The organism is Pedobacter sp. GSP4 (assembly GCF_051857575.1).
Taxonomy (GTDB): Bacteria; Bacteroidota; Bacteroidia; order Sphingobacteriales; family Sphingobacteriaceae; genus Pedobacter.
Genome location: NZ_JBPZIR010000013.1, coordinates 1 through 20,767 on the forward strand (window position 1 = coordinate 1; position 20,767 = coordinate 20,767).

Genomic DNA, 20,767 nt, shown 5'->3' on the forward strand with positions numbered 1-20,767 from the left:
TTCCGAACAGAGAAGTTAAGCCCACCAGAGCCGATGGTACTGCGGTAACACGTGGGAGAGTAGGTCGGTGCCAGATCTTAAAGAGAAACCCTTCAATAGAAATATTGGAGGGTTTTCTTGTTTACGGGCAGATTAAAGACGAAAGCATAAAGACGAAAGCGAAAAATGTAATACAACAGCTTTAAGGCCTTGGTCTTTTTCCTTTAAGCTTTTTAAACCATTAAGAAGTTAAGAAGATAAGTTGGTTTTCAGGTTTAACAGCGTAGGATATTAAATATTATTAATGTCCTTGATCCCTTAATGGTCGGAGGCAACGCAATCCGTTAATATTTATTGGTTTTTTCGCTGATACGGCAGGCTTTCTTAATGTTCTTAATTCCTTAATGGTCAACGGGAGCAGTGAATAGCTTTTACCTTTGTTTTCCCTCAGATTAGGCTGATCACCGAAGAACAATATTCCTTAAATATTCACCCCATCAGAAGTTAAATAGCCCTGATGGCAGTGGAAATCCCTTTTGGTTGGCAATTAAACCCGTTTACACCGAAAACCTCCAAAAGGATTGAAACGCACAGCAGGACAGAAACTTTACCATAAGCACAGGTTTTGCGCTTCAAAAAATAGAAATCATAAAATGGCAATGCTGATTAGGACTGACTATTAACCAAAATATTGTTTTGATTATTTATTTCTAAGTTTGGCTGTGAGCAATTATGGTAATTTTCATCATTTTCAATCAACTTTAAGGTTTATGGTGTTTTAGTTTTACCATAGAGCCGCTCTAGGAAGTTCTAACGTACTTATGGCAAATCACTAATGGCAAAGCATACTTTGATAATTGTTTGCTGCTGCAGGGATGAGATTGTTAATGGAAGCAAATAATTAAAATGATGTTGATAATTTAAAGCTATTTTGAAACTGATTTATTGCTAAATATGTTAATATCATAAGGTTTGCCATAATATTTGGTTATCTTTGCTTTTACAAATATATAAACACGAATAATGAGTTTTTTTGCAGATAAAAGAAGGGAAGTAATGGTGCATATAGAAAAATATATGCTTGAGATGATGGATACCTATCTTAAACCAATTGATACAAACTGGCAACCGTCTGATTTTCTTCCTGATTCTACTAGCGAAACATTTTATCAAGATATAAGAATATTGAGGGATAATGCTAAAGACCTTTCTTACGATCTGGTAGCCGTATTAATCGGTGATACAATTACAGAAGAAGCTCTTCCAACTTACGAATCGTGGTTGGCCATGGTGCAAGGCCCAAGCATGAAAGAAGATGGTGGTTGGATGAAGTGGAACAGACATTGGACTGCTGAAGAAAACCGTCATGGTGATTTATTAAACAAATATTTGTATCTATCTGGCCGTGTTGATATGCGCCAGATGGAAATATCAACCCAGTATCTTATTGCTGATGGTTTTGATATTGGTACTGGTCACGATCCGTACCGCAACTTTATTTATACCTCTTTCCAGGAGATGGCAACCAATATTTCGCACAGGCGTGTAGCTTCTCTGGCTAAGAAAGATGGTGATACTTTATTGTCGAAAATGTGCGGTGTTATTGCATCTGATGAGGCCAGACATGCCAAAGCATACAAGGATTTTATGAACCGTATTTTTGAAGTGGATCCTAACGAGGCAATGCTTGCTTTTGAAGACATGATGCGCAAGAAAATTGTGATGCCAGCACACTTTTTACGTGAAGTAGGTCTTAAAATTGGTCAAACCTTTGGTCATTTCACTGATGCTGCTCAGCGTTTGGGGGTGTATACCGCAATTGATTATGTTGATATTATGCAACAGCTAATTATTGACTGGAAAATTGAAGGCATGCGTGATTTGAATGAAGCTGGAGAAAAAGCACGTGATTACATTATGGCTTTGCCATCGCGCTTACTACGAGTTGCGGAAAGAATGAAAAATCCGACTATTGATTATAAATTCAGTTGGATTGCTGGATAAGCAAATGTCCGCTTAAAATATTTAAAACCTATTGCTTTTTGCAATAGGTTTTTTTATGCCTTTTTATTTAAAACAACCTCTTGAGAGGGCAGATCAAGTGGTTTTAAGCTTTATCCCCGTACGAGGTTTATTATTACATATTCCTTCTGTACTGCCCGCCAACTTCGTATAATGCATTGCTGATTTGCCCTAGCGAACAGATTTTACAAACTTCCATCAGTTGTTCAAAAATATTATCGCCTGCAACAGCTGATTTTTGGAGCTGTTTTAATAATGATGCAGCTTTGTCCACATTACGCTCCTGAAACTTCTGTAAGGCCTTAATCTGGTATTGTTTTTCTTCTTCGGTGGCCCTAATTACTTCTCCTGGAATAATTGTTGGTGAACCATTCTTATTTAAAAAAGTATTTACTCCTACAATAGGATATTCTCCGGTGTGTTTGAGGGTTTCGTAATATAAACTCTCTTCCTGAATTTTACCTCGTTGGTACATGGTTTCCATGGCACCTAAAACGCCACCACGATCATTTATGCGCTTAAATTCGGCAAGAACGGCGTCTTCTACAAGATCTGTTAACTCTTCTATAATAAAGGCGCCCTGCAATGGGTTTTCATTTTTGGCCAATCCAAGTTCCCTGTTAATAATCAACTGTATGGCCATGGCCCGCCTTACCGATTCTTCTGTTGGGGTGGTAATGGCTTCATCGTAGGCATTTGTATGTAGGGAATTGCAATTATCGTAAATGGCATACAGCGCCTGCAATGTTGTACGGATATCGTTAAAATCTATTTCCTGTGCATGCAGCGATCTTCCTGAAGTTTGTATATGGTATTTAAGTTTTTGCGAACGATCGTTACCCTTGTATTTGTTTTTGATGGCTTTTGCCCAAATTCTGCGCGCTACACGGCCAATTACGGCGTATTCAGGATCAATTCCATTGGAGAAGAAAAAGGATAAGTTAGGTGCAAAATCATCAATGTGCATGCCCCGGCTTAAATAATATTCAACAAATGTAAAACCATTGCTCAGCGTAAATGCCAATTGAGAGATCGGATTTGCACCGGCCTCTGCAATGTGGTAGCCTGAAATGGAAACGGAATAGAAGTTTCTAACCTTTTCATCGATAAAATATTTCTGTATATCGCCCATCATGCGGAGGGCAAACTCAGTAGAAAATATACAGGTATTCTGTGCCTGGTCTTCTTTTAAAATATCAGCCTGAACGGTTCCTCTAACCGAGCTGATGGCTTTTGCCCTTATCTGCGCATAAATATCGGCTGGTAAAACTTGGTCGCCTGTTACGCCGAGCAGCATTAAGCCTAAACCATCATTTCCCTGTGGAAGTGTTCCATTGTACGATGGCCGTTCTGCGTTTTTAGTTTTGTAAATAGACGCTATTTTAACCTCGACTTCTTTTTCTAAGCCGTTTTGGATAATGTATTTTTCGCATTGCTGATCAATAGCTGCATTCATGAAAAAGCCCAAAAGCATAGGAGCAGGGCCATTAATTGTCATGGATACAGAGGTTGATGGCGCACAAAGATCAAAACCGGAATAGAGTTTTTTAGCATCATCCAAAGTGGCTATGCTTACCCCTGAGTTACCGATTTTACCATAAATATCAGGTCGGGTGTGTGGATCTTCGCCATAAAGGGTAACTGAATCAAAAGCTGTTGATAGGCGGTGTGCGGGCTGCCCTAACGATACGTAATGAAATCTTTTGTTGGTTCTTTCAGGGCCACCTTCTCCGGCAAACATCCTGGTTGGATCTTCTCCATCTCTTTTTAAAGGGAAGACCCCTGCTGCGTAAGGAAACTCGCCAGGAAGATTCTCTGTTAACAGCCATCTTAAAATATCGCCCCAATCTTCATACCTTGGGAGGGAAACCTTCGGAATATTGAGTTTTGAAAGCGACTCGTAAAATAATGGCTGCTTAATTTCTTTATCGCGTACCTTATAAATAAAAAACTCTTCTTTATAAGCCCTTTTGGTATCGGGCCATTGGCGTAGTAGTCTTTTACACTCCCCATCCAGTTGTTCTTCAAAGAAAGTGAAGGTTGCATTTAGGCTCTCAGACACCCCGTCCTGCGGACACCCCTCTGAAAGAGGGGAATTCTTATCGGCTAACAAATCAATTACGCCTTTAAGCTGGTACATCTTTCTAGCTATTGTGGTCTGTTTATCTACCCACTCATTGTACATTTGGCTCGATTCGGCAATTTCTGCAAGGTATCTGATGCGATCGGGCGGAATAATGTAAATCTTCTCCGATTGATCTGCCGTCAGTTCCATCTTTGCTTTAAAATCTGTACCGGTTTTCAGTTTAATCTGCTCCATTAAGGCAACAAACAGGTTGTTCATGCCCGGATCATTAAACTGAGAAGCCATAGTGCCGTAAACGGGAATTTCTTCGTCTTTGGCATCAAAAATATTATGGTTACGCTTATATTGCTTGCGTACATCTCTTAAAGCATCTAAAGCACCGCGTTTATCGAACTTATTGATGGCCACCAAATCAGCAAAATCCAACATGTCGATTTTTTCCAATTGTGTAGCTGCACCAAATTCAGGTGTCATTACATACAGCGAAACGTCGCAATGTTCGGTAATTTCGGTATCAGATTGACCAATGCCGGAGGTTTCTACGATAATTAAATCATAGCCAGCAGCCTTGCATATATCGATGCTCTCCTGCACATTTTTAGAAAGGGCAAGGTTGGCCTGCCTGGTAGCTAAAGAGCGCATATAGACCCTGCTGTTGTTAATCGCATTCATGCGGATACGGTCGCCCAGTAAAGCGCCCCCTGTTTTTCTTTTCGAAGGATCGACCGAGATAATGGCAAGTGTTTTATCTTTTACTTCGACCAAGAAACGGCGTACAAGCTCATCTACTAAAGATGATTTTCCGGCACCGCCCGTTCCGGTAATCCCTAAAATGGGTGCAGTATTATTTTTGGATAGTTTCTTTAATTCATCAACAAATTTTTGAGCACCTTCGGGGTCATTTTCTGCAACGGTAATGGCTCCGGCAATGGCTTTGATATCTTTTGTTGGGATGGTATCTAGCTCGGTGATATTGGCTTTGGTAACAAAATCTGTTTGTACCAGCATATCATTAATCATGCCCTGTAAACCCATCTTGCGCCCATCATCTGGTGAGTAGATTTTGGAAATTCCGTAAGCTTGCAGTTCTTCAATTTCTGAAGGTAAAATTACACCACCGCCACCAGCAAATATCTTGATATGACCTGAACCTTTTTCCTGTAGCAGATCGTACATGTATTTAAAGTATTCGATGTGCCCGCCCTGATACGAGGTCATGGCAATACCCTGAACATCTTCCTGAATGGCGCAGTTTACCACTTCATCTACAGACCGGTTATGGCCAAGGTGGATTACTTCCGCTCCTGACGATTGCAGGATACGGCGCATAATATTGATTGTTGCATCATGCCCATCAAACAGGGATGCGGCTGTGACAAAACGGATTTTATTTTTGGGTTTATATATTTTTACTTGTTGCATACTATGGGATTTAGCAGATGGGGTATACTAAATGATCAACCCCTGTTCCAAATATTTGGTATGCAAATGTACTAAATTAAGCAGCTTAAAGCACGAATACCCTATACCGTTATGGCTTTTGGTTCAGTTATAATTCCTTTCCAAACTGTAATAAATAGCCATTATTGTCGTAAATGGCGAATTCGCGCATGCCGTATTCAAAATCTTCGAGCGGGTAGCAGATTTCGCAAACATCCTTTAGGCTTTCCCACAGTTCGGCCACCTCATTGGTATATATGTAAAACGAGCCGCTCATGATTGATTTAGGGAAGGGACGGTGTTCGTTAGGTGTTGAAAACATAATTTCTATTTGGTTTTTGCTCAGAGCAAACCAACTTAGATCGTCCAGTTTGGCCACACAGGTAAAGTTTAATATTTCTGTATAAAATTTTAAGGTTGCCGCCATATCATGCGAGTTAAGCATAGGCGTAAGTTTGATGGCGTTATAGTTTGACATAATCTAAAATAAGAAAAAACGGAGAGTTTTTACACGTTATCCTCATTTTGAAGATATGGTATGGTATAAAAATTAATATGGATTACTGTTCCCGAGGCCGTCATTTCGAGCTGATCCGATAGCTATCGGGTGAAGCGAAGTCGAGAAATCTATGATCATAGATCTATCCATTCCACTTCGTTTCAGTCGAGATGACGACTCCTACAAAACAAAAAAACTATGCCGGTTAGCATAGTTTTCTTAAAATTATTTATTGGTAATCTCTGTTATCGGTTCTCCAACAGTTCCGTTTGGTGTTTGTATGTGGAGCAACGCAGCTAGGGTAGGTGCAATATCTGTCATGTAATGCATTTTATTTGTAGCGCCTGCTTTGATTCCCCAACCCATAAAAACCAATGGAATGTGCGAATCGTATGGGTTCCAGTTCCCATGTGTGGTACCGGTACTGCCACCGTTAAACCAATTTGGATTTAAAACATAGTAAATATCACCGCTTCTGCGTGCATTATAACCATTGGTAATCATCTTCTTCTGGGTTTCCTGAAGGGTTGTTTGCGATATTTTTGCAATATCTACCGCATTTTGGAATCCATCAAGTCGTTTCAAAAAATCTACAGAAGCTGATTTAATTACATCGAAGCTAACATTGCCTTTATCTGTTTTATCGTGATCGAAAATGATCTGGTTGTTCATCGATCTTAAAACGATGTTGTTTACCTTAAATTTCTCGTTCAGAAAAGCATTTAACTTATTGGCAACATCTCTATCGTTTACCACACCTGCCGGTAAATGGTTTTCCTGCATAAATGCCGGTACATGTGCCGCGCCATGATCGGCAGTTAAGAATACGGTATAGTTTCCTTTGCCCACTTTTTTATCCAGATAGTTGAAAAACTCTTCAAAATCTTTATCCAAACGTAAATAGGTATCTTCTGCTTCTACAGAATTAGGTCCATAAGCGTGACCTACATAATCGGTAGATGAACAGCTAACAGCTAGGAAATCGGTAATGTTATCCTGTCCAAGATCTTCAGAAAGGATGGCCAGTTTAGCCAGATCTAAAGTAATGGTATTCCCGTAAGGGGTACTTCTGATGGCATCGAAATTTTTATCGATATTTTGGGTAAGCTGGTGCGGGAAAGTACTGGTTTTACCTTCGTAGGCATTTTCATCTTTGGTACTGTTTACATAGGTATTAATTGGATACAATGTTTCCCAGTTTTTAGTATAGAATTTGTTTGCCAGTTTAAGTTTATTGTAATCGGCAATCCAGGTAGGTACTTCTTTCATGTAATATGTACTGGTAATCCAGTTTCCGGTACTGCCTTGATACCAGTATGCCGCATTTGCCGAATGACCTGCTGGCAGGATTGAACCTCTATCTTTTAAAGAAATACCAATTACTTTTCCTTTAAAATTGGTTGCCAGGCGCAACTCATCGGTAATGGTATTGGTTAACATGTTTTTTGGCGACATATTCCCTTCAGATGAAGGTGTGCTGCCCACAGTTGTTACGCTCGAATCTTCTGTACAGTATACATTCTTTTTGGTTTCCGGATCGTACCAATCGTTGCCGATAATACCATGGACCGCAGGAACTGAACCGGTGTAGATACAGGTATGCCCACAAGCAGTGTAAGTAGGTGTGTAAGGAATAAATGTATTTTCTACCGAAAAACCTTCATTGATCAATCTTTTAAAACCTCCATTGGTATAGCGGTTGTAGTAACGGTACAGATAATCCCAACGCATTTGATCTACCACAAGGCCAACCACCAATTTAGGACGGGCAATTGTTGCTGGAAATGCTTTTGGCTGCGCTGTTACTGGTTTCTTGGTTTGGGCAAAAGCCACCGGAATGGAGAGGAGTGATATGGAAAGGATTAAACTCGATATTTTATTCATTATGTTTTAGTTAAAGGGCTAAATTAATAACTTTTAAGTGAAGAAATTTTGAACTTTATGTAAAGATTTTATAGCGCTTCGGCCACCACAAATGTACTGCCACCAATAAAAACCAAATCTTTTGCATCGGCTGCCTGGATGGCCGCATCTTTTGCCTTGGCAACTGAGTCGAAACTATTTCCGGTTAGGTTAAATCCGGCAGCCTGTTGTTTAAGCTCATCTGCTGCTAAACCACGTTCTAAATCTGGTTTACAGAAATAATAGGTGGCGTTTTTGGGCATTAGGGATAAAACTTTGGAAATATCCTTATCCTTAACCATCCCGAAAACGACGTGCAGGTTTTGATAAGGTGTTTGGGAGATATTTTTGATGACTTCAGTAATGCCAGCTTCGTTATGGCCGGTATCGCATATTACCAACGGGTTTTTATGCAAAGTTTGCCAGCGGCCCTGCAAACCGGTCTGTTTTTTAACCTCGCTGATGCCTTTATAAATACTGGCCTCAACGGTTTTTATTTCAGTTTTTTCGTTAAGGACAGAAAGCGTTTCTAAAACGGTTAAGATATTTTTATGCTGATAAACCCCTGTTAAATCGCTCTGCAGATTTTTGTAGCGGATCTGACCATCCTGATACACTGAAAGGGAAAGTTTATTGTTTTTGATCTTGAAATCCTGGGCGTTTAGAACAGCATCGGCAAAAATAATGGGTGCAGCTTCGTCCGCGGCTTTTTTGATAAAAACCGGAGCAGATGCTGGATGTGTTTCACCAATTACAACAGGTATATTATTTTTGATGATCCCAGCTTTTTCTCCCGCAATTTCGGTTAAGGTATTGCCCAGCATATTGGTATGGTCTAGGCTGATGTTGGTAATTACTGAAATAAGTGGGGTAATGATGTTGGTCGAATCTAAACGGCCACCTAAACCCACTTCGATTACGGCTACATCTACCTGGTGTTTGGCAAAATGATCGAATGCCATGGCGACAGTTACCTCAAAGAAGGATGGTTCTGTTTTTTCGATCAGCTGCTGTTGGTCTTTTACGAACGATACAACTTCGGTCTTACTCATCATTTTTCCATTGATTCGGATGCGCTCACGGAAATCTTTCAGGTGTGGAGACGTGTATAATCCGGTTTTATAACCTTGGGCCTGCAACACCGATGCGAGCATATGGGAGGTTGAACCCTTGCCGTTTGTACCCGCAACATGGATACTTTTAAACTTGTTTTGCGGGTTACCCAATGCATTGCAAAAAATGATGGTATTGGTTAAATCTTTTTTAAATGCTGATGCGCCAACCCGGGTAAACATAGGGAGTTTACTGTATAAAAAATCAAGTGTTTGCTGGTAGTTCATAATTATGGCCCAAATATAAGCCGACTATCTTTATTCTGGAATGAAAGAAGAAGATTTTGTTAGGGAATGGTAACCTTTAAAGTTCATGGTTTTTGTGATGGTCTGTGAGGACACAGACCATGGAGAAAGAGGTTAAAAGGTTCTGATTTGATGCTTTTAGGTTCAAGCTAGAGGCTAAAAGGTTATAATTTGATACTTTTAGGTTCAAACTGGAGGCTAAAAGGTTATAATTTGATGCTTTTAGGTTCAAATTAGAGGCTCATCGAATCTGAGCGCAATTGGCATTAAATTCTATATTCCACTATACCTCAATCAAAACAAAAAATGGCCTGCGAAACGCAGGCCATTTTTGTTTTTTAATTAATCTAATTGAAGATTATAGCGGTTACTTCACTTTAAAATTAAACACTACTACGCCGGTTTGGTTATCTCCTCCAACATCAGTTTTGCTTAAAGATGATTTTAATACCGCTTGAATACATTTATTTACCAATTCGGTATCGGTAATGGTAGAACCCTTAAGTTCTTGATTAGCACGGATAATGTCGCCGTTTTTGTTGAAATAAATCCGGATGGCCACTCTACCCGTTTTTTGTCCATCATCCTGCGGGACTACCAAATTGGAGAAATGCCTTAAAGCGATAGGTTTATTACCGAAGCCAGAGCCACCTTCACCGTAATTGTTCGATAAAGGATCGCCGTTAACCGAACCTTGGTTGCCTGCAGTAGTACCTGTTCCATCGCCCTGGCCCTGGCCGGTATTCTTTTTGCCTTTATATAAAGCATTTTGGTTAATTACCGGTTTGGCAGGTTTTTCTTCTTCCTGTGCCGTTGGGGTAGTGGTTTTAGTTTTGGTAGGCTTGGTATTAACCGCCAATGCATCTTCGGTATTTTGCGTCTGTATTTCCTTTTCGCTCGATTCAGTTGAATTGTTTGGCGTAACCTTTTCTTCCGGTGTTACTTTTTCAGGTGCTTTTTGGTTTGCATTGGGATCAGCAGATGGTTCTTCAATACTGGTATAATCATCGCCCATACCTTCGGCCGATGTACCATAATTTACAACCATACCACCCATTCCTAAATCTTCCGGGGGTTGAAAAGATCCTATTACAATGAAAAAGCTTATCGCAAGCAGAAATACCATAATCCCTGTGGATATGGCAACGGCTTTTGGGTAATTATTTTCTTCTGCAGTGTTCATTATTTTTTAGGCTCAACTGCTAAAACAAGTTTTAATTTCAATTTGTTGGCTACATCGTAAGCCACCATGATGTTTTCTGCCGGTACATTTTTGGCCACGTATAAAATGATGGTCAAATCAGGGGCCAGTTTTTGATAGCCCTCTATTACGGGCTGTAACTGATCTTCTGTTGTTGGTTTCTTATCAACGAAATATTTTAAATTTTCGTCTATCGTTACCGTTACTGCTTTTTTGGCTGTAGATTGCTGTCCGCTTGATGATTGTGGCAATAACAATTTAACTATCTGAGGATTTACTACCGCAGATGCCAAGAGGAAAAACAGCATCAAGAAGAACATAATATCGTTCAGTGCTGATGTATGTACTTCTACACCTCCTTTTGTTCTTTTGCGTAAATTCATTATTTGCCCGGTTCTTCTAATAAATCAATAAAATCAATTGCATCGGTCTCCATTTTTAAGATGATTTTCTCTACCATGATATTCAGGATATGATACAGCACGTAAGCAATGATACCGATAATTAATCCCGTTGCTGAAGTGATCATTTTGGTATATAAACCGCCAGAAATGGTTCCAATTTCGATGGCTCCTTTAATAGATACCTGGTGGAAAATGGTAATTACCCCAACTATTGTACCTACGAAACCCAACATCGGTGCAATACCTGCAACAATACCCAAAATGCTGATGTTCTTTTCTAATTTGGATACTTCTAATTTACCTACATTTTCGATAGCACCCTCAATTTCTTTGATCGGGCGGCCAATGCGCCTTAAACCTTTTTGCAACATGCGCGAAAGGGGAGAATTGTTATTTCTTAAAAGTGATGTGGCCCCATCTAAATTTCCAGATTGGATATAAGATCTGATCTGTCCCATGAGGTTCGACTCATCTTTGGTTGCTTTTTTTATCGTTAAGTAACGTTCAACAAAAATTACCAGCGCCAAAAAGGCTAAAAATGCCAGTGGGATCATTACCCAGCCGCCTTTAAACAGGAGGTCGATAAAGTGTAGTTCTGGAGCCGGTTGTGTTGCCGCTTGGTTAAGCGCATTCACCGTGTCTTGTAATGCTTGTGTGGTGTCTTGAATTAATAAAGTTATCATTATGGTTGTGTGTTGTTAGATTCTTGTTGTACGAAATATCCTTTTCCCTTTAATTTTTTCTGTAAAATGTCCCTTTGTTCCTTAGCTTCTTTTTCTGTTTTAAAGCTTGCCAAACTTACTTTTTTCAAACGGCCCGGCACATTTGCAATTTCTGCTTTTAAGCCGATTTTTTCCATCTGTTTGATAAATTCAAGTGCTTTTTTCTCTGATTGAAAAGAAGCTGCAATAACGTAGAACGTAGAAGGACGGGTGTTTGGTACAACTTTATTTTCTTTAGGTGTTTCGATAGCTGCTTTAGCTGCAGGTTTTGCTACCGTTTTTTTAACGGTATCGGTTTTCTTTTCTACCTGGTTGGCCTTTAAAATACTATCCGTTTTCGCTATCGAATCCTGTTTGGCCTTTAAGGTATCAACGGCAACTTTAGGCGAATCGATTACAGCAGGAACAGGTTTTACCGGCTCTTGCTGACCTGTAAATAATTCGGGCTTAATCAAATAGGTTATGGCAGCGATAACCACCAGCGCTACAACGGCAATGGCAACCATTAACCAGGTAGACATGCCCTGGGCCGGTTCTTGCTCGTGCGCAATAGGATCGTGGCCAAAACGGTTTGGATGCTCTGCATGCTGTTCTTTTATAAATGCAGGTGCTTCAATAATGGGCTCTTCTGCTTTGCTGTCATCTTCCAGGTGAAGATATGTTTTGGCCGTTTCGGTTTCTGGTGCGTGACCAAAACGGTTGGGATGTTCATCGTGCTGCTGCTTTACCGATTCAGGAACATCAATTTCTTGATGATCGGCGGTTTGGGCTGTATCTTCCGTCTCTGGGGTATGGCCAAAACGTCCAGGCTGTTCATCATGCTGCGCTTTAATAAATTCTGGAGCCTCATTAATTTCCTCAGCAGGTTTTTCCGAATGTTTTAAGGTGTTTTTAAGATCATCTTTTACCTCGTCCAGTTCGATGTTTTCGATTACCGGATGGCGGTAAGATTTATTTTCAAAAGGACTAGTGGCAACAGGGGCCTCAGCAATTTCATCATAAACTTCTTCCTCTTCTGCCGTTTCAGTTGGCTTTACTTCTTCTGTAGCGGTTTCTGCTAAAGTTGGCAGTCCATAAAATTCAGAACCATAGTTAATATTGTTAACAGGTTCGAAGCTTAATCCTTCATGCTCGGTAAAAAACAAACGGCCAACATTTTCCAGTTCGGCCTCGCTGTTTATCTCCAGTTTTTGTTTTACGTCTTCAGCAAATTGCGTAACATAATATTTCGCACTTTCGGCAGAGATACTGCGCTTAGCCGAAATAAGGGTCACAAGCGATTCTTCTTCGGCAACATCAGTAGTAAATTGCAGCGTATATCCGGGAGGCAAAAACGTTTGTTTTTCCTTATCGTATCTTCCTGGGTATTTCTTTTTATAAAAAGTGCCCAAGCCGGTAATACCAACTTCTTTGCGTTGTTGCAAAAGTTCTAAAAGGTATGATAAGATATCCATTCGGGTAAAATTAAGCGTTTTTATCTATTAAATATAATTTACCTTTTAAACACCGTGCTAAGTTTTTCTCTGAAAGTAACAATTTATCCATTATTGCTTTTAAAATTAGATAAGTATGTGTTATCGCCTTGCATTGTAATTGTAACGATTAACAAGATAAAAATGGTATTTAATTTTGTAAATGAGGCAAATCGGCTTCCATATTTTTAAGCGAAAAGGGCATTTCCGGATGGAATGCCCTTTCGCTTAATGGTTTTGGTTAATTAAAAACTGTAAGTTAAACCACCAAAAATATTAAAACCGTTTACCTGGTAATATAGGTACCTGCTGTAGTTTGTATTTAAGATATTGTTTGCTTTGGCAAACACAGAGAATTTTTTGTTGATCCTGTAATCCGCACCTAGGCCTAAATCAACAAAGCCTTTTACGGTAACAATCGATTCTATTAACGGATTCGGAATTACATATTGTAATGGATTAACCGGGGTACTGATGTTTACTTTGGCTTTAACATCATCTTGGATAACTACCCCTGCATTAAAACTTAATTTTTTGTTGTAAGTATAAACAAGGTTAGAGCTTACTTTTAAACCTGGTTTAAACCACGAGTAAGTTTCCTGTGCCGGCTTCCAATCGTCGATGTTCAGCTTGCCGGTCCATTTTAAGGCATCGCTTACCTGAACCGAAATTTCGCCTTCTAAACCCGTTAGTTTGGTTTTGCCAAAATCGTAAATCACATCAAACTTATTAAAGTCGGTGTAATTGTTGATGAAGAGGGGCATATCATCAAACTGCTTCACATATACACGGGCCTTGTAGCCAAAACCTGGTCCGCCGGTACCTTTAATACCTGCACTAAAGCTTAGTTTTTCTACTGTATTTTTAACCAGGATATTGCTGTTTAACCAAGGGTTTTCATCGGTAAAGGCTTTTAGAGAATTTCTGTTCACATCACCTTTAACTTCTCCGAAAACCTGTAAATAATCAGGAATCAGCGTAAAATCTGCGGTAATGGCCGGGAAGATTTTTGAACTGCTAAAAGCGCCAAACTCTTGAACAAAGTTGATTCCGGCGGTAATTTTAGCTCCGTTTACCTGTAAGCGGATATAAGGGTTTAAGCGCAACAGGTTATTGCCAACGCTGGTTAAGGCATCTTTGGTATTGCCAAATTCGGTGGAGGCCGCTAAGCCCAGGTTTAGTGATTTAATGCGCTTGTTTACATACCCATTTAAACTCAGGTAGTTTTCTTTAGCATTAAATTTATCGCTCCAGATGTAGCCATTTGCTTTTAAGGCATAACTAAACGCATCAGGGTCTTCGGTAAAATTGTTTACCAGTTCGCCTTCTAGTTCGATGGTAGTTAAAGCCTGTTTTTCTGGATTGGGGTTCAGCGTGGGCTTATCGTTATCAAAACCGTAAAAATAGGTTCCGTTACGTTCAAAGTTAATGCGCCCGCTAACGGTATTCTGCTCTAATATGCTACGGCCAAAAACACTCAGCTGCTGGTTGCTGCTGTTCTGCTTGTTCAACTTTCCTTCCTGACTAAAATGTTTAAAGTAACCGCCAAGCTGTAAACCTTCATCTTTACCTGTATTAAAATAAGCTTCGCCCAGGAGGGTGGCCAACGAACCGAATGCACCTTTAACATAATTGTTAACCAGGATGCTTTCTTTTTCTTCTGCCAAAGCCTGTGCCTGCAATTTTTGGATATCACTGTTCAGGTCCAGTTTCTTATCAGTAATGCTGTAATTCAGTTTTGCCTTGTAGGTTTTAACATCATCCAGGTTCGGACTTCTTCTGAGCTTTACAGCTTCAGCCAAAATGGGTTTATAGGGGCGAACAACTTCAATTTCTTCGTTTACTACAGCTTTTTCATCCGTTTTTTTATCCTGCGCCTGCGCGGTCAGTATTCCGGCAGCCAAAAAAAACAGTGAACTATATATATATTTAATCGATTTCATAATGCTACTTCTTCTTGTTTAGTTTTTCTAGTTTTTCTTTGGCTGTTGGGATAATATCATCCTTGCCTTCGTAATTATCAATTATACTGAGAAGTGTACTTTTCGCCTGTAAATTATCTTTTAATGCAACATAGTTATCCGATAAAAGGATAAATGCCTTCGCTACCCAATAATCGTAAGAAGCCATGTTGTTGATCAGATCGAAACAGGTTTTAGATGAGGTTTTGAAATCACCTTTGCTGTACTCAAGTAAAGCCAAATTGTATTTAGCCTCTGCAGCTGCAATGGTTTTTGTTTTTGAAACTACATTTTTAAACTCTTTAACAGCTGTTGTGGTATCGCCTTTTAACAGATAAGCTTTTCCGGCAAATAGGCCCGAGCTGTTTTTTTCCTCCTCAGATGCTTTTTCTGATTCTTTGGTCAGCTGCGCATATTTCAGCATATCATCAGGCATGTTTAAAGCCGTATAAGCCTTTAACAGGTTGTTGATGGCAAAACTATAGTGCGATTTGTAATCGGTTGTGGTTTCCAATCTCTTAAGGTAAACAATGGCCTCATTGTATTTCTTCTGATCAAGAAAAACCTGCGAAATACTTACCAGTGAACGTTCGGTATAGTCGCTGGTCCAATCGTTTAAAATAAACTCGTAATCGGCTACGGCTTCATCCGGACGTTTCAGTTTTACCAAAGACTCTGCCCTGATAAACTTGGCTTCTTTTTCGTGTATGGCTTTCGGAAATTTATCAAAGTAAGCATTAATTGCTTGAAAAGCACCGTTGGCATCGCCTTTTAAATAGATGTTGTTTGCTGCGGCAAAAACGATATTGTCCTGCTCGGCGTTAGAGTAATTGCCGAGTGGAGTAGTGCCGGCATAAGCAATAAATCCATTGGCATCGCCACGGTCTACATAAATATTCTTTATCGATTCTAAAGCTTGTTTGGCTTCATCGGCACTTGGATAATCCACAATTACTTTCTTGAACGATTCCAAAGCCGCATCATCCTGATCCTGGTTGTACTGAACCAGTCCGATGGTTACCAATGCTTTTGGCACATAGCTGCTGCGCGGATATTTGGCCACCAGTTCTACCAGATCCGATTTCGATTTGTCGAAATCGCCTTTGTTAAAATAGGTATAGGCCGTTTCGAAACCTGCGTCATCTGCGTAGTTAGAATTCGGAAACTGTTTCAGCAAACTCTGCATGGTAGCAATTTTTGCATCATACTGGTTTTCCAATCCCTGGATCATTCCTTTTTGGAAATTGGCATAATCTTCGGCCGAGGTTTTACGGCTGATGATTTTGTTGTAGTTGGCCATGGCGTCGCCGTAATTCTTGTTTACGAAATACGAATCGGCTAAACGGATGGTCGCATCATCAATCGTTTTTTGATCTTTATCGTTGCCCGCCAAGAATTTTTCAAAGTAATTTGCGGCTTTACTGTATTTTTCATCTTCGAAAGCAGCATAGGCCAAAGCATAGTTAGCGAAGTTATAAACCCCGGTTTTATCAGCATCTGGCATTTTTAAAAACTTCTCGAAAGTAGCAACCGATTCGCCAAACTTGCGGAGCTCATACATCGATTCGGCTTTCCAGTAAGTGCTTAAGGCATGTATTTCATTATCTTCCGGAAATTTTTCGGAACGTAAAAACATAGATAGGGCATTAGGAAATGCTCTTTCGTTATAAAATTCCAATCCGCGGAAATAAGTAACCTTTTGGTAAGCTTCTTTTGCTTCTAAGGTTTTATCAGGGATGGGTTCCAAGATATCAACTGCAGCCTGGTAGTTTTTGGTGGTTAATAAAACCTCGCCCAATAAGGTTTTGGCTTCGTTTAGTTTACGCGATTTTGGGAAGGTTTTTAAGAAACCCTGTGTAGCCTCTAAAGCTTGCTGGTGAAATTCAAGTTCATAGCTTAATTTCGCATAGTTTAACCAGGCTTCCTCCTGGATGGTTTTATCAAAGGCCAAACGCGATGCCCTGAAGAATGCACTTTGTGCTTTTTGTTTATCGCCCAGTTGGATAAAGGCCTTACCCAGGGTGTGCATACCATTTTGTAGGTAAATATCATCCGTGTTTAGTTTTTCTAAAACGGAAACCGACTCTTTGTACTTTTTATTTTGGAACAGCGAATAACCGTATTGGTAAATAAACAGGTTATTTTTGGTTTCGCTCTTATCTTTTGCATAATATTCGGCAAAATACTTTTCAGCATTTTTAAACTCCGATTTAGCAAAGTACGAGGCGGCAACCAAGCTCAACATTTCTGGTTCGAACTGCTGTTTGGTTTTTTGCATGGCTGGTAGAGCATAGCTGATTACATCATCATAACGCTCGTCCAGATAGTACATTGAAGTAATGTAATAGGGATAGCTGGCTTCGTAGGTTGGCGAGCCTTTTAATTTTTCAAAATTGGCAAGTGCTGTTTTGTACTCTTTGTTAAGATAATTGATATAAGCAAAATAGTAAGTGGCACTTTCCTGAAAATCGCCTTCTTCTTTTTTTACTTTTTCGAATAAAGGTTCAGCTTTTTCGTAATCTTTCAATTCGAAATAGGCATATCCCTGTTTAAACTGGTATTCGTTTCTTTGTTTGCCCGAAAGGGTAGAAGGATCGGTTTTTTCGAACCACTCTAAAGCTTTTTTATAGTTTTTTTGGTTGAAATAGGTTTTTCCAACATAAAAATAAGCCAGTTTCGTGTTCGGGTTAAGCGGGTAATCGCGAATAAAAGCCTGGAACAAACTCTCGGCATCGCTGTTGGTTAATTCAAGCGCACAAACTGCCGCATAGAATTTTGCATTCTCTTTTAGTAAAGATAATTCTGCATTACTTTCTGCTTGGGTAGAAGGTTTATAGCGTTGCAGCTCAACCAGTTTAAACTGTTGCGCAGCTGCGGTATATTTTTCTTTTTCTAATAATTCTAAGCCCGTTTGATAGTTTTTGTTGAGGTTCTGCACTGCGCTAACCTGAGCGTAGGTGCTAAAACTTCCTGCTAAAAATAGCGGAATTAGGAGGTATTTTTTCTGCATTGGTTTCAAATATGGTTGGTACTAAATTAGAAATAGTATCAAAGCTTATCAACAGAAGTAATTAACATCTGTTAATAACACAAGTTAACGATGGGATTTTTGGTTTGGTATTATGAATGATACGAATGTGGAAAATTTGCGGGGTTTATTGGTTCATTAGTTCATTTGTCATTCGTTCATTGGTAAGGGCAAAAGTATATGGCAAGGCGCAATGCAAACCATTTGAATCGTAAGCGTTCGTCTGATTGTCATACTGATCCGATGTTTCGTGGTGACACGAACCATGGCGAGAGGAGGGTTCATTTGTCATTCGTTCATTGGTAAGGGCAAAAGTATATGGCCAGGCGCAAAGCAGACCATTTGGATCGTAAACGTTCGTCTGATTGTTATACTGATCCGATGGTTTGTGGTGACACGAACCATGGCAATAGGAGGGTTCATTTGTCATTCGTTCATTGGTAAGGGCAAAAGTATATAGCCAATCGCAAAGCAAACCATTTGAATCGTAAACGTTCGTCTGATTGTTATACTGATCCGATGTTTCGTGGTGACACGAACCATGGCGAGAGGAGGGTTCATTTGTCATTCGTTCATTGGTAAGGGCAAAAGTATATGGCCAGGCGCAATGCAAACCATTTGAATCGTAAACGTTCGTCTGATTGTCATACTATCCGATGGTTTGTGGTGACACGAACCATGGCAAGGGGAGGGTTCATTTGTCATTCGTTCATTGGTAAGGGCAAAAGTATATGGCCAGGCGCAAAGCAAACCATTTGAATCGTAAACGTTCGTCTGATTGTTATACTGATCCGATGGTTTGTGGTGACACGAACCATGGCAATAGGAGGGTTCATTTGTCATTCGTTCATTGGTAAGGGCGAAAGTAGATGGCCGAGCGCAAAGCAAACCATTTGAATCGTAAACGTTCGTCTGATTGTTATACTGATCCGATGGTTTGTGGTGACACGAACCATGGCAAGAGGAGGGTTCATTTGTCATTCGTTCATTGGTAAGGGCAAAAGTATATGGCCAATCGCAAAGCAATGTCCCCACGAACCAAGGCAAGAGATTTTGAACCCGCTACTTGGCTATCAACTATAGACTAATAAACTATTGACTAATAAACTATTGACTAATGACCAATGAACTATTGAACTAACCTACCCCTGGCTAGCCAACAAATACAGCACGGCCATTCTTATCGCTACGCCATTTTCTACCTGTTCTAAAATGATCGATTGCTTGCTATCGGCCACATCACTGGTAATCTCCACACCTCTGTTAATTGGGCCTGGGTGCATTACTATAATTTCTTTATCGAGGTTATCTAGAATCTGTTTGTTAAGGCCATACATCATGGCATACTCTCTTAGTGAAGGGAAATATTTAATATCCTGACGCTCTAACTGGATGCGCAGCATATTGGCTACATCGCACCAGTTTAGTGCCTTGATAAGGTTGTGTTCTACTTTTACACCAAGTTGGTGGATGTGTTTAGGAATAAGTGTTGTTGGACCGCAAACCATTACTTCAGCACCTAAGCGCTGTAGGCAAAGAATGTTCGAAATGGCCACCCTTGAGTGAAGGATATCGCCCACAATTACTACTTTTTTACCGGCTACATCGCCTAATTTTTGGCGGATAGAGAAAGCATCGAGTAAAGCTTGGGTAGGATGCTCATGCGCGCCATCGCCAGCATTTACAATCTGCGCTTTTACGTGTTTGCTTAAAAACTGACCAGCGCCGGCATAAGGATGGCGCATTACCACCATATCTACTTTCATAGATAGGATATTATTAACGGTATCAATCAGTGTCTCGCCTTTGCTTACCGAAGAAGATGAAGCGGCAAAATTGACCACATCGGCTGAAAGTCTTTTTTCGGCCAGCTCAAAGGAAAGCTTTGTTCTGGTAGAGTTTTCGAAAAAAATATTGGCTATAGTAATATCACGAAGCGAAGGAACCTTTTTTATGGGTCTGTTAATCACCTCTTTAAAATTATCTGCAGTTTCAAATATCAGTTCAATATCATTCCGGTTAATATCTTTAATTCCTAAAAGATGTCGGGTTGATAGTTTTTCTGCTGCCATTTTTATTTATTGTTTTTCCGATAATAAAATCACTTTGTCTTCTCTTCCTTCACTCGCCCAGGTTACTTTTACCTGTTGTGAGTTTAAGCTATCTACCTGATGCCCAATATAATCGGGTTCAATTGGTAAATGCCTGCTAAACCTACGGTCTATTAATACCAGCAGCTCTACTTTTTCTGGGCGCCCATAAGCCAGCAGTGCATCAAGCGCTGCCCTAATGGTTCTGCCAGTCCAGAGTACATCATCAATTAAGATTACTTTTTTGCCCTCGATAATAAAATCGATCGAATTGCTGCTTGCAGTTACCAATCCGTCCTTGCGGCGGAAATCGTCTCTAAAGAAAGTAATATCCAGGTTGCCTTTTAATATTTTTTTGTTCTTAAGGATCAATTGAAGCTCTTGATGGATACGATCGGCCAAAAAGATACCCCTTGGTTGAATGCCAATTAAAACGGTATTCGAGAAATCGTCGTGGTTTTCAATTAACTGATGGCAAAGCCTCTTAATTGTAATCTGAATTTTTTGTCCGTCAAGAAGGGTTTTCTTTTGCATTGAAGAAGGATTGGGCAAATATAGAAAAATGTTTTAAGCTTGGAAAGTTGAATTTGAAATTAGCTGATG

At 39.9% G+C, this 20,767-nt stretch carries 13 protein-coding genes and 1 rRNA gene; 2 read left to right on the forward strand and 12 right to left on the reverse strand.

The annotated features are described in order from the left end of the window. Together rrf and ACS5PU_RS23255 are read left to right on the forward strand one after the other, a co-directional pair. A 5S ribosomal RNA gene (gene rrf, locus ACS5PU_RS23250) occupies positions 1–76 on the forward strand; the annotation flags it as partial. 926 nt (positions 77–1,002) lie between these two features. Then, complete coding sequence (locus ACS5PU_RS23255) at positions 1,003–1,983, forward strand: acyl-ACP desaturase (RefSeq protein WP_439461550.1); 981 nt, start codon at positions 1,003–1,005, stop codon at positions 1,981–1,983. Between the two features lie 133 nt (positions 1,984–2,116). Here ACS5PU_RS23255 and ACS5PU_RS23260 read toward each other — a convergent pair whose 3' ends face one another. From ACS5PU_RS23260 to pyrR, 12 genes are all read right to left on the reverse strand, one after another. Continuing rightward, positions 2,117–5,509, reverse strand: a complete 3,393-nt coding sequence (locus ACS5PU_RS23260) for a methylmalonyl-CoA mutase family protein (protein WP_439461551.1) — start codon at positions 5,507–5,509, stop codon at positions 2,117–2,119. A gap of 127 nt (positions 5,510–5,636) precedes the next feature. Next, entirely contained in the window at positions 5,637–6,005 is a 369-nt protein-coding gene (locus ACS5PU_RS23265) for a VOC family protein (protein ID WP_439461552.1), read from the reverse strand. Between the two features lie 246 nt (positions 6,006–6,251). Next, entirely contained in the window at positions 6,252–7,910 is a 1,659-nt protein-coding gene (gene pafA / locus ACS5PU_RS23270; protein ID WP_439461553.1) for an alkaline phosphatase PafA, read from the reverse strand. Between the two features lie 68 nt (positions 7,911–7,978). Beyond that, positions 7,979–9,268 (reverse strand): bifunctional folylpolyglutamate synthase/dihydrofolate synthase, encoded by a 1,290-nt coding sequence (locus tag ACS5PU_RS23275; protein ID WP_439461554.1) that lies wholly within the window; start codon positions 9,266–9,268, stop codon positions 7,979–7,981. Between the two features lie 385 nt (positions 9,269–9,653). Continuing rightward, positions 9,654–10,469 carry an energy transducer TonB gene (locus ACS5PU_RS23280; protein WP_439461555.1) on the reverse strand — a complete coding sequence of 272 codons (816 nt, stop codon included), beginning with the start codon at positions 10,467–10,469 and terminating at the stop codon, positions 9,654–9,656. Continuing rightward, entirely contained in the window at positions 10,469–10,870 is a 402-nt protein-coding gene (locus ACS5PU_RS23285) for an ExbD/TolR family protein (RefSeq protein WP_439461556.1), read from the reverse strand. Before ACS5PU_RS23285 ends, ACS5PU_RS23280 begins: the two co-directional genes overlap by 1 nt. Beyond that, entirely contained in the window at positions 10,870–11,574 is a 705-nt protein-coding gene (locus ACS5PU_RS23290) for a MotA/TolQ/ExbB proton channel family protein (RefSeq protein WP_439461557.1), read from the reverse strand. The genes ACS5PU_RS23285 and ACS5PU_RS23290 overlap by 1 nt, the downstream gene beginning before the upstream one ends. Then, complete coding sequence (locus ACS5PU_RS23295; RefSeq protein ID WP_439461558.1) at positions 11,574–13,067, reverse strand: SPOR domain-containing protein; 1,494 nt, start codon at positions 13,065–13,067, stop codon at positions 11,574–11,576. The genes ACS5PU_RS23290 and ACS5PU_RS23295 overlap by 1 nt, the downstream gene beginning before the upstream one ends. A gap of 263 nt (positions 13,068–13,330) precedes the next feature. Continuing rightward, positions 13,331–15,028 (reverse strand): hypothetical protein, encoded by a 1,698-nt coding sequence (locus ACS5PU_RS23300; protein ID WP_439461559.1) that lies wholly within the window; start codon positions 15,026–15,028, stop codon positions 13,331–13,333. 4 nt (positions 15,029–15,032) lie between these two features. Then, positions 15,033–18,056, reverse strand: coding sequence for a tetratricopeptide repeat protein (locus tag ACS5PU_RS23305; RefSeq protein WP_439461560.1), 3,024 nt, complete (start codon positions 18,054–18,056; stop codon positions 15,033–15,035). A 1,160-nt stretch (positions 18,057–19,216) separates the two neighbouring features. Then, positions 19,217–20,146 (reverse strand): aspartate carbamoyltransferase catalytic subunit, encoded by a 930-nt coding sequence (locus tag ACS5PU_RS23310; RefSeq protein WP_057933671.1) that lies wholly within the window; start codon positions 20,144–20,146, stop codon positions 19,217–19,219. Between the two features lie 6 nt (positions 20,147–20,152). Further along, the gene (gene pyrR / locus ACS5PU_RS23315; RefSeq protein ID WP_439461561.1) at positions 20,153–20,698 is read right to left on the reverse strand and encodes a bifunctional pyr operon transcriptional regulator/uracil phosphoribosyltransferase PyrR; all 546 of its coding nucleotides are present in this window, start codon (positions 20,696–20,698) and stop codon (positions 20,153–20,155) included. Positions 20,699–20,767: the final 69 nt, after the last annotated feature.

What these genes read in the sequence shown, in the direction of transcription:
- ACS5PU_RS23285 (WP_439461556.1), bottom strand. Translation starts at nt 10,870, where the DNA reads ATGAATTTACGCAAAAGAACAAAAGGAGGTGTAGAAGTACATACATCA.
- ACS5PU_RS23265 (WP_439461552.1), bottom strand. Translation starts at nt 6,005, where the DNA reads ATGTCAAACTATAACGCCATCAAACTTACGCCTATGCTTAACTCGCAT.
- ACS5PU_RS23295 (WP_439461558.1), bottom strand. Translation starts at nt 13,067, where the DNA reads ATGGATATCTTATCATACCTTTTAGAACTTTTGCAACAACGCAAAGAA.
- ACS5PU_RS23305 (WP_439461560.1), bottom strand. Translation starts at nt 18,056, where the DNA reads ATGCAGAAAAAATACCTCCTAATTCCGCTATTTTTAGCAGGAAGTTTT.
- ACS5PU_RS23290 (WP_439461557.1), bottom strand. Translation starts at nt 11,574, where the DNA reads ATGATAACTTTATTAATTCAAGACACCACACAAGCATTACAAGACACG.
- ACS5PU_RS23310 (WP_057933671.1), bottom strand. Translation starts at nt 20,146, where the DNA reads ATGGCAGCAGAAAAACTATCAACCCGACATCTTTTAGGAATTAAAGAT.
- ACS5PU_RS23275 (WP_439461554.1), bottom strand. Translation starts at nt 9,268, where the DNA reads ATGAACTACCAGCAAACACTTGATTTTTTATACAGTAAACTCCCTATG.
- ACS5PU_RS23260 (WP_439461551.1), bottom strand. Translation starts at nt 5,509, where the DNA reads ATGCAACAAGTAAAAATATATAAACCCAAAAATAAAATCCGTTTTGTC.
- ACS5PU_RS23280 (WP_439461555.1), bottom strand. Translation starts at nt 10,469, where the DNA reads ATGAACACTGCAGAAGAAAATAATTACCCAAAAGCCGTTGCCATATCC.
- pafA (WP_439461553.1), bottom strand. Translation starts at nt 7,910, where the DNA reads ATGAATAAAATATCGAGTTTAATCCTTTCCATATCACTCCTCTCCATT.
- ACS5PU_RS23300 (WP_439461559.1), bottom strand. Translation starts at nt 15,028, where the DNA reads ATGAAATCGATTAAATATATATATAGTTCACTGTTTTTTTTGGCTGCC.
- ACS5PU_RS23255 (WP_439461550.1), top strand. Translation starts at nt 1,003, where the DNA reads ATGAGTTTTTTTGCAGATAAAAGAAGGGAAGTAATGGTGCATATAGAA.
- pyrR (WP_439461561.1), bottom strand. Translation starts at nt 20,698, where the DNA reads ATGCAAAAGAAAACCCTTCTTGACGGACAAAAAATTCAGATTACAATT.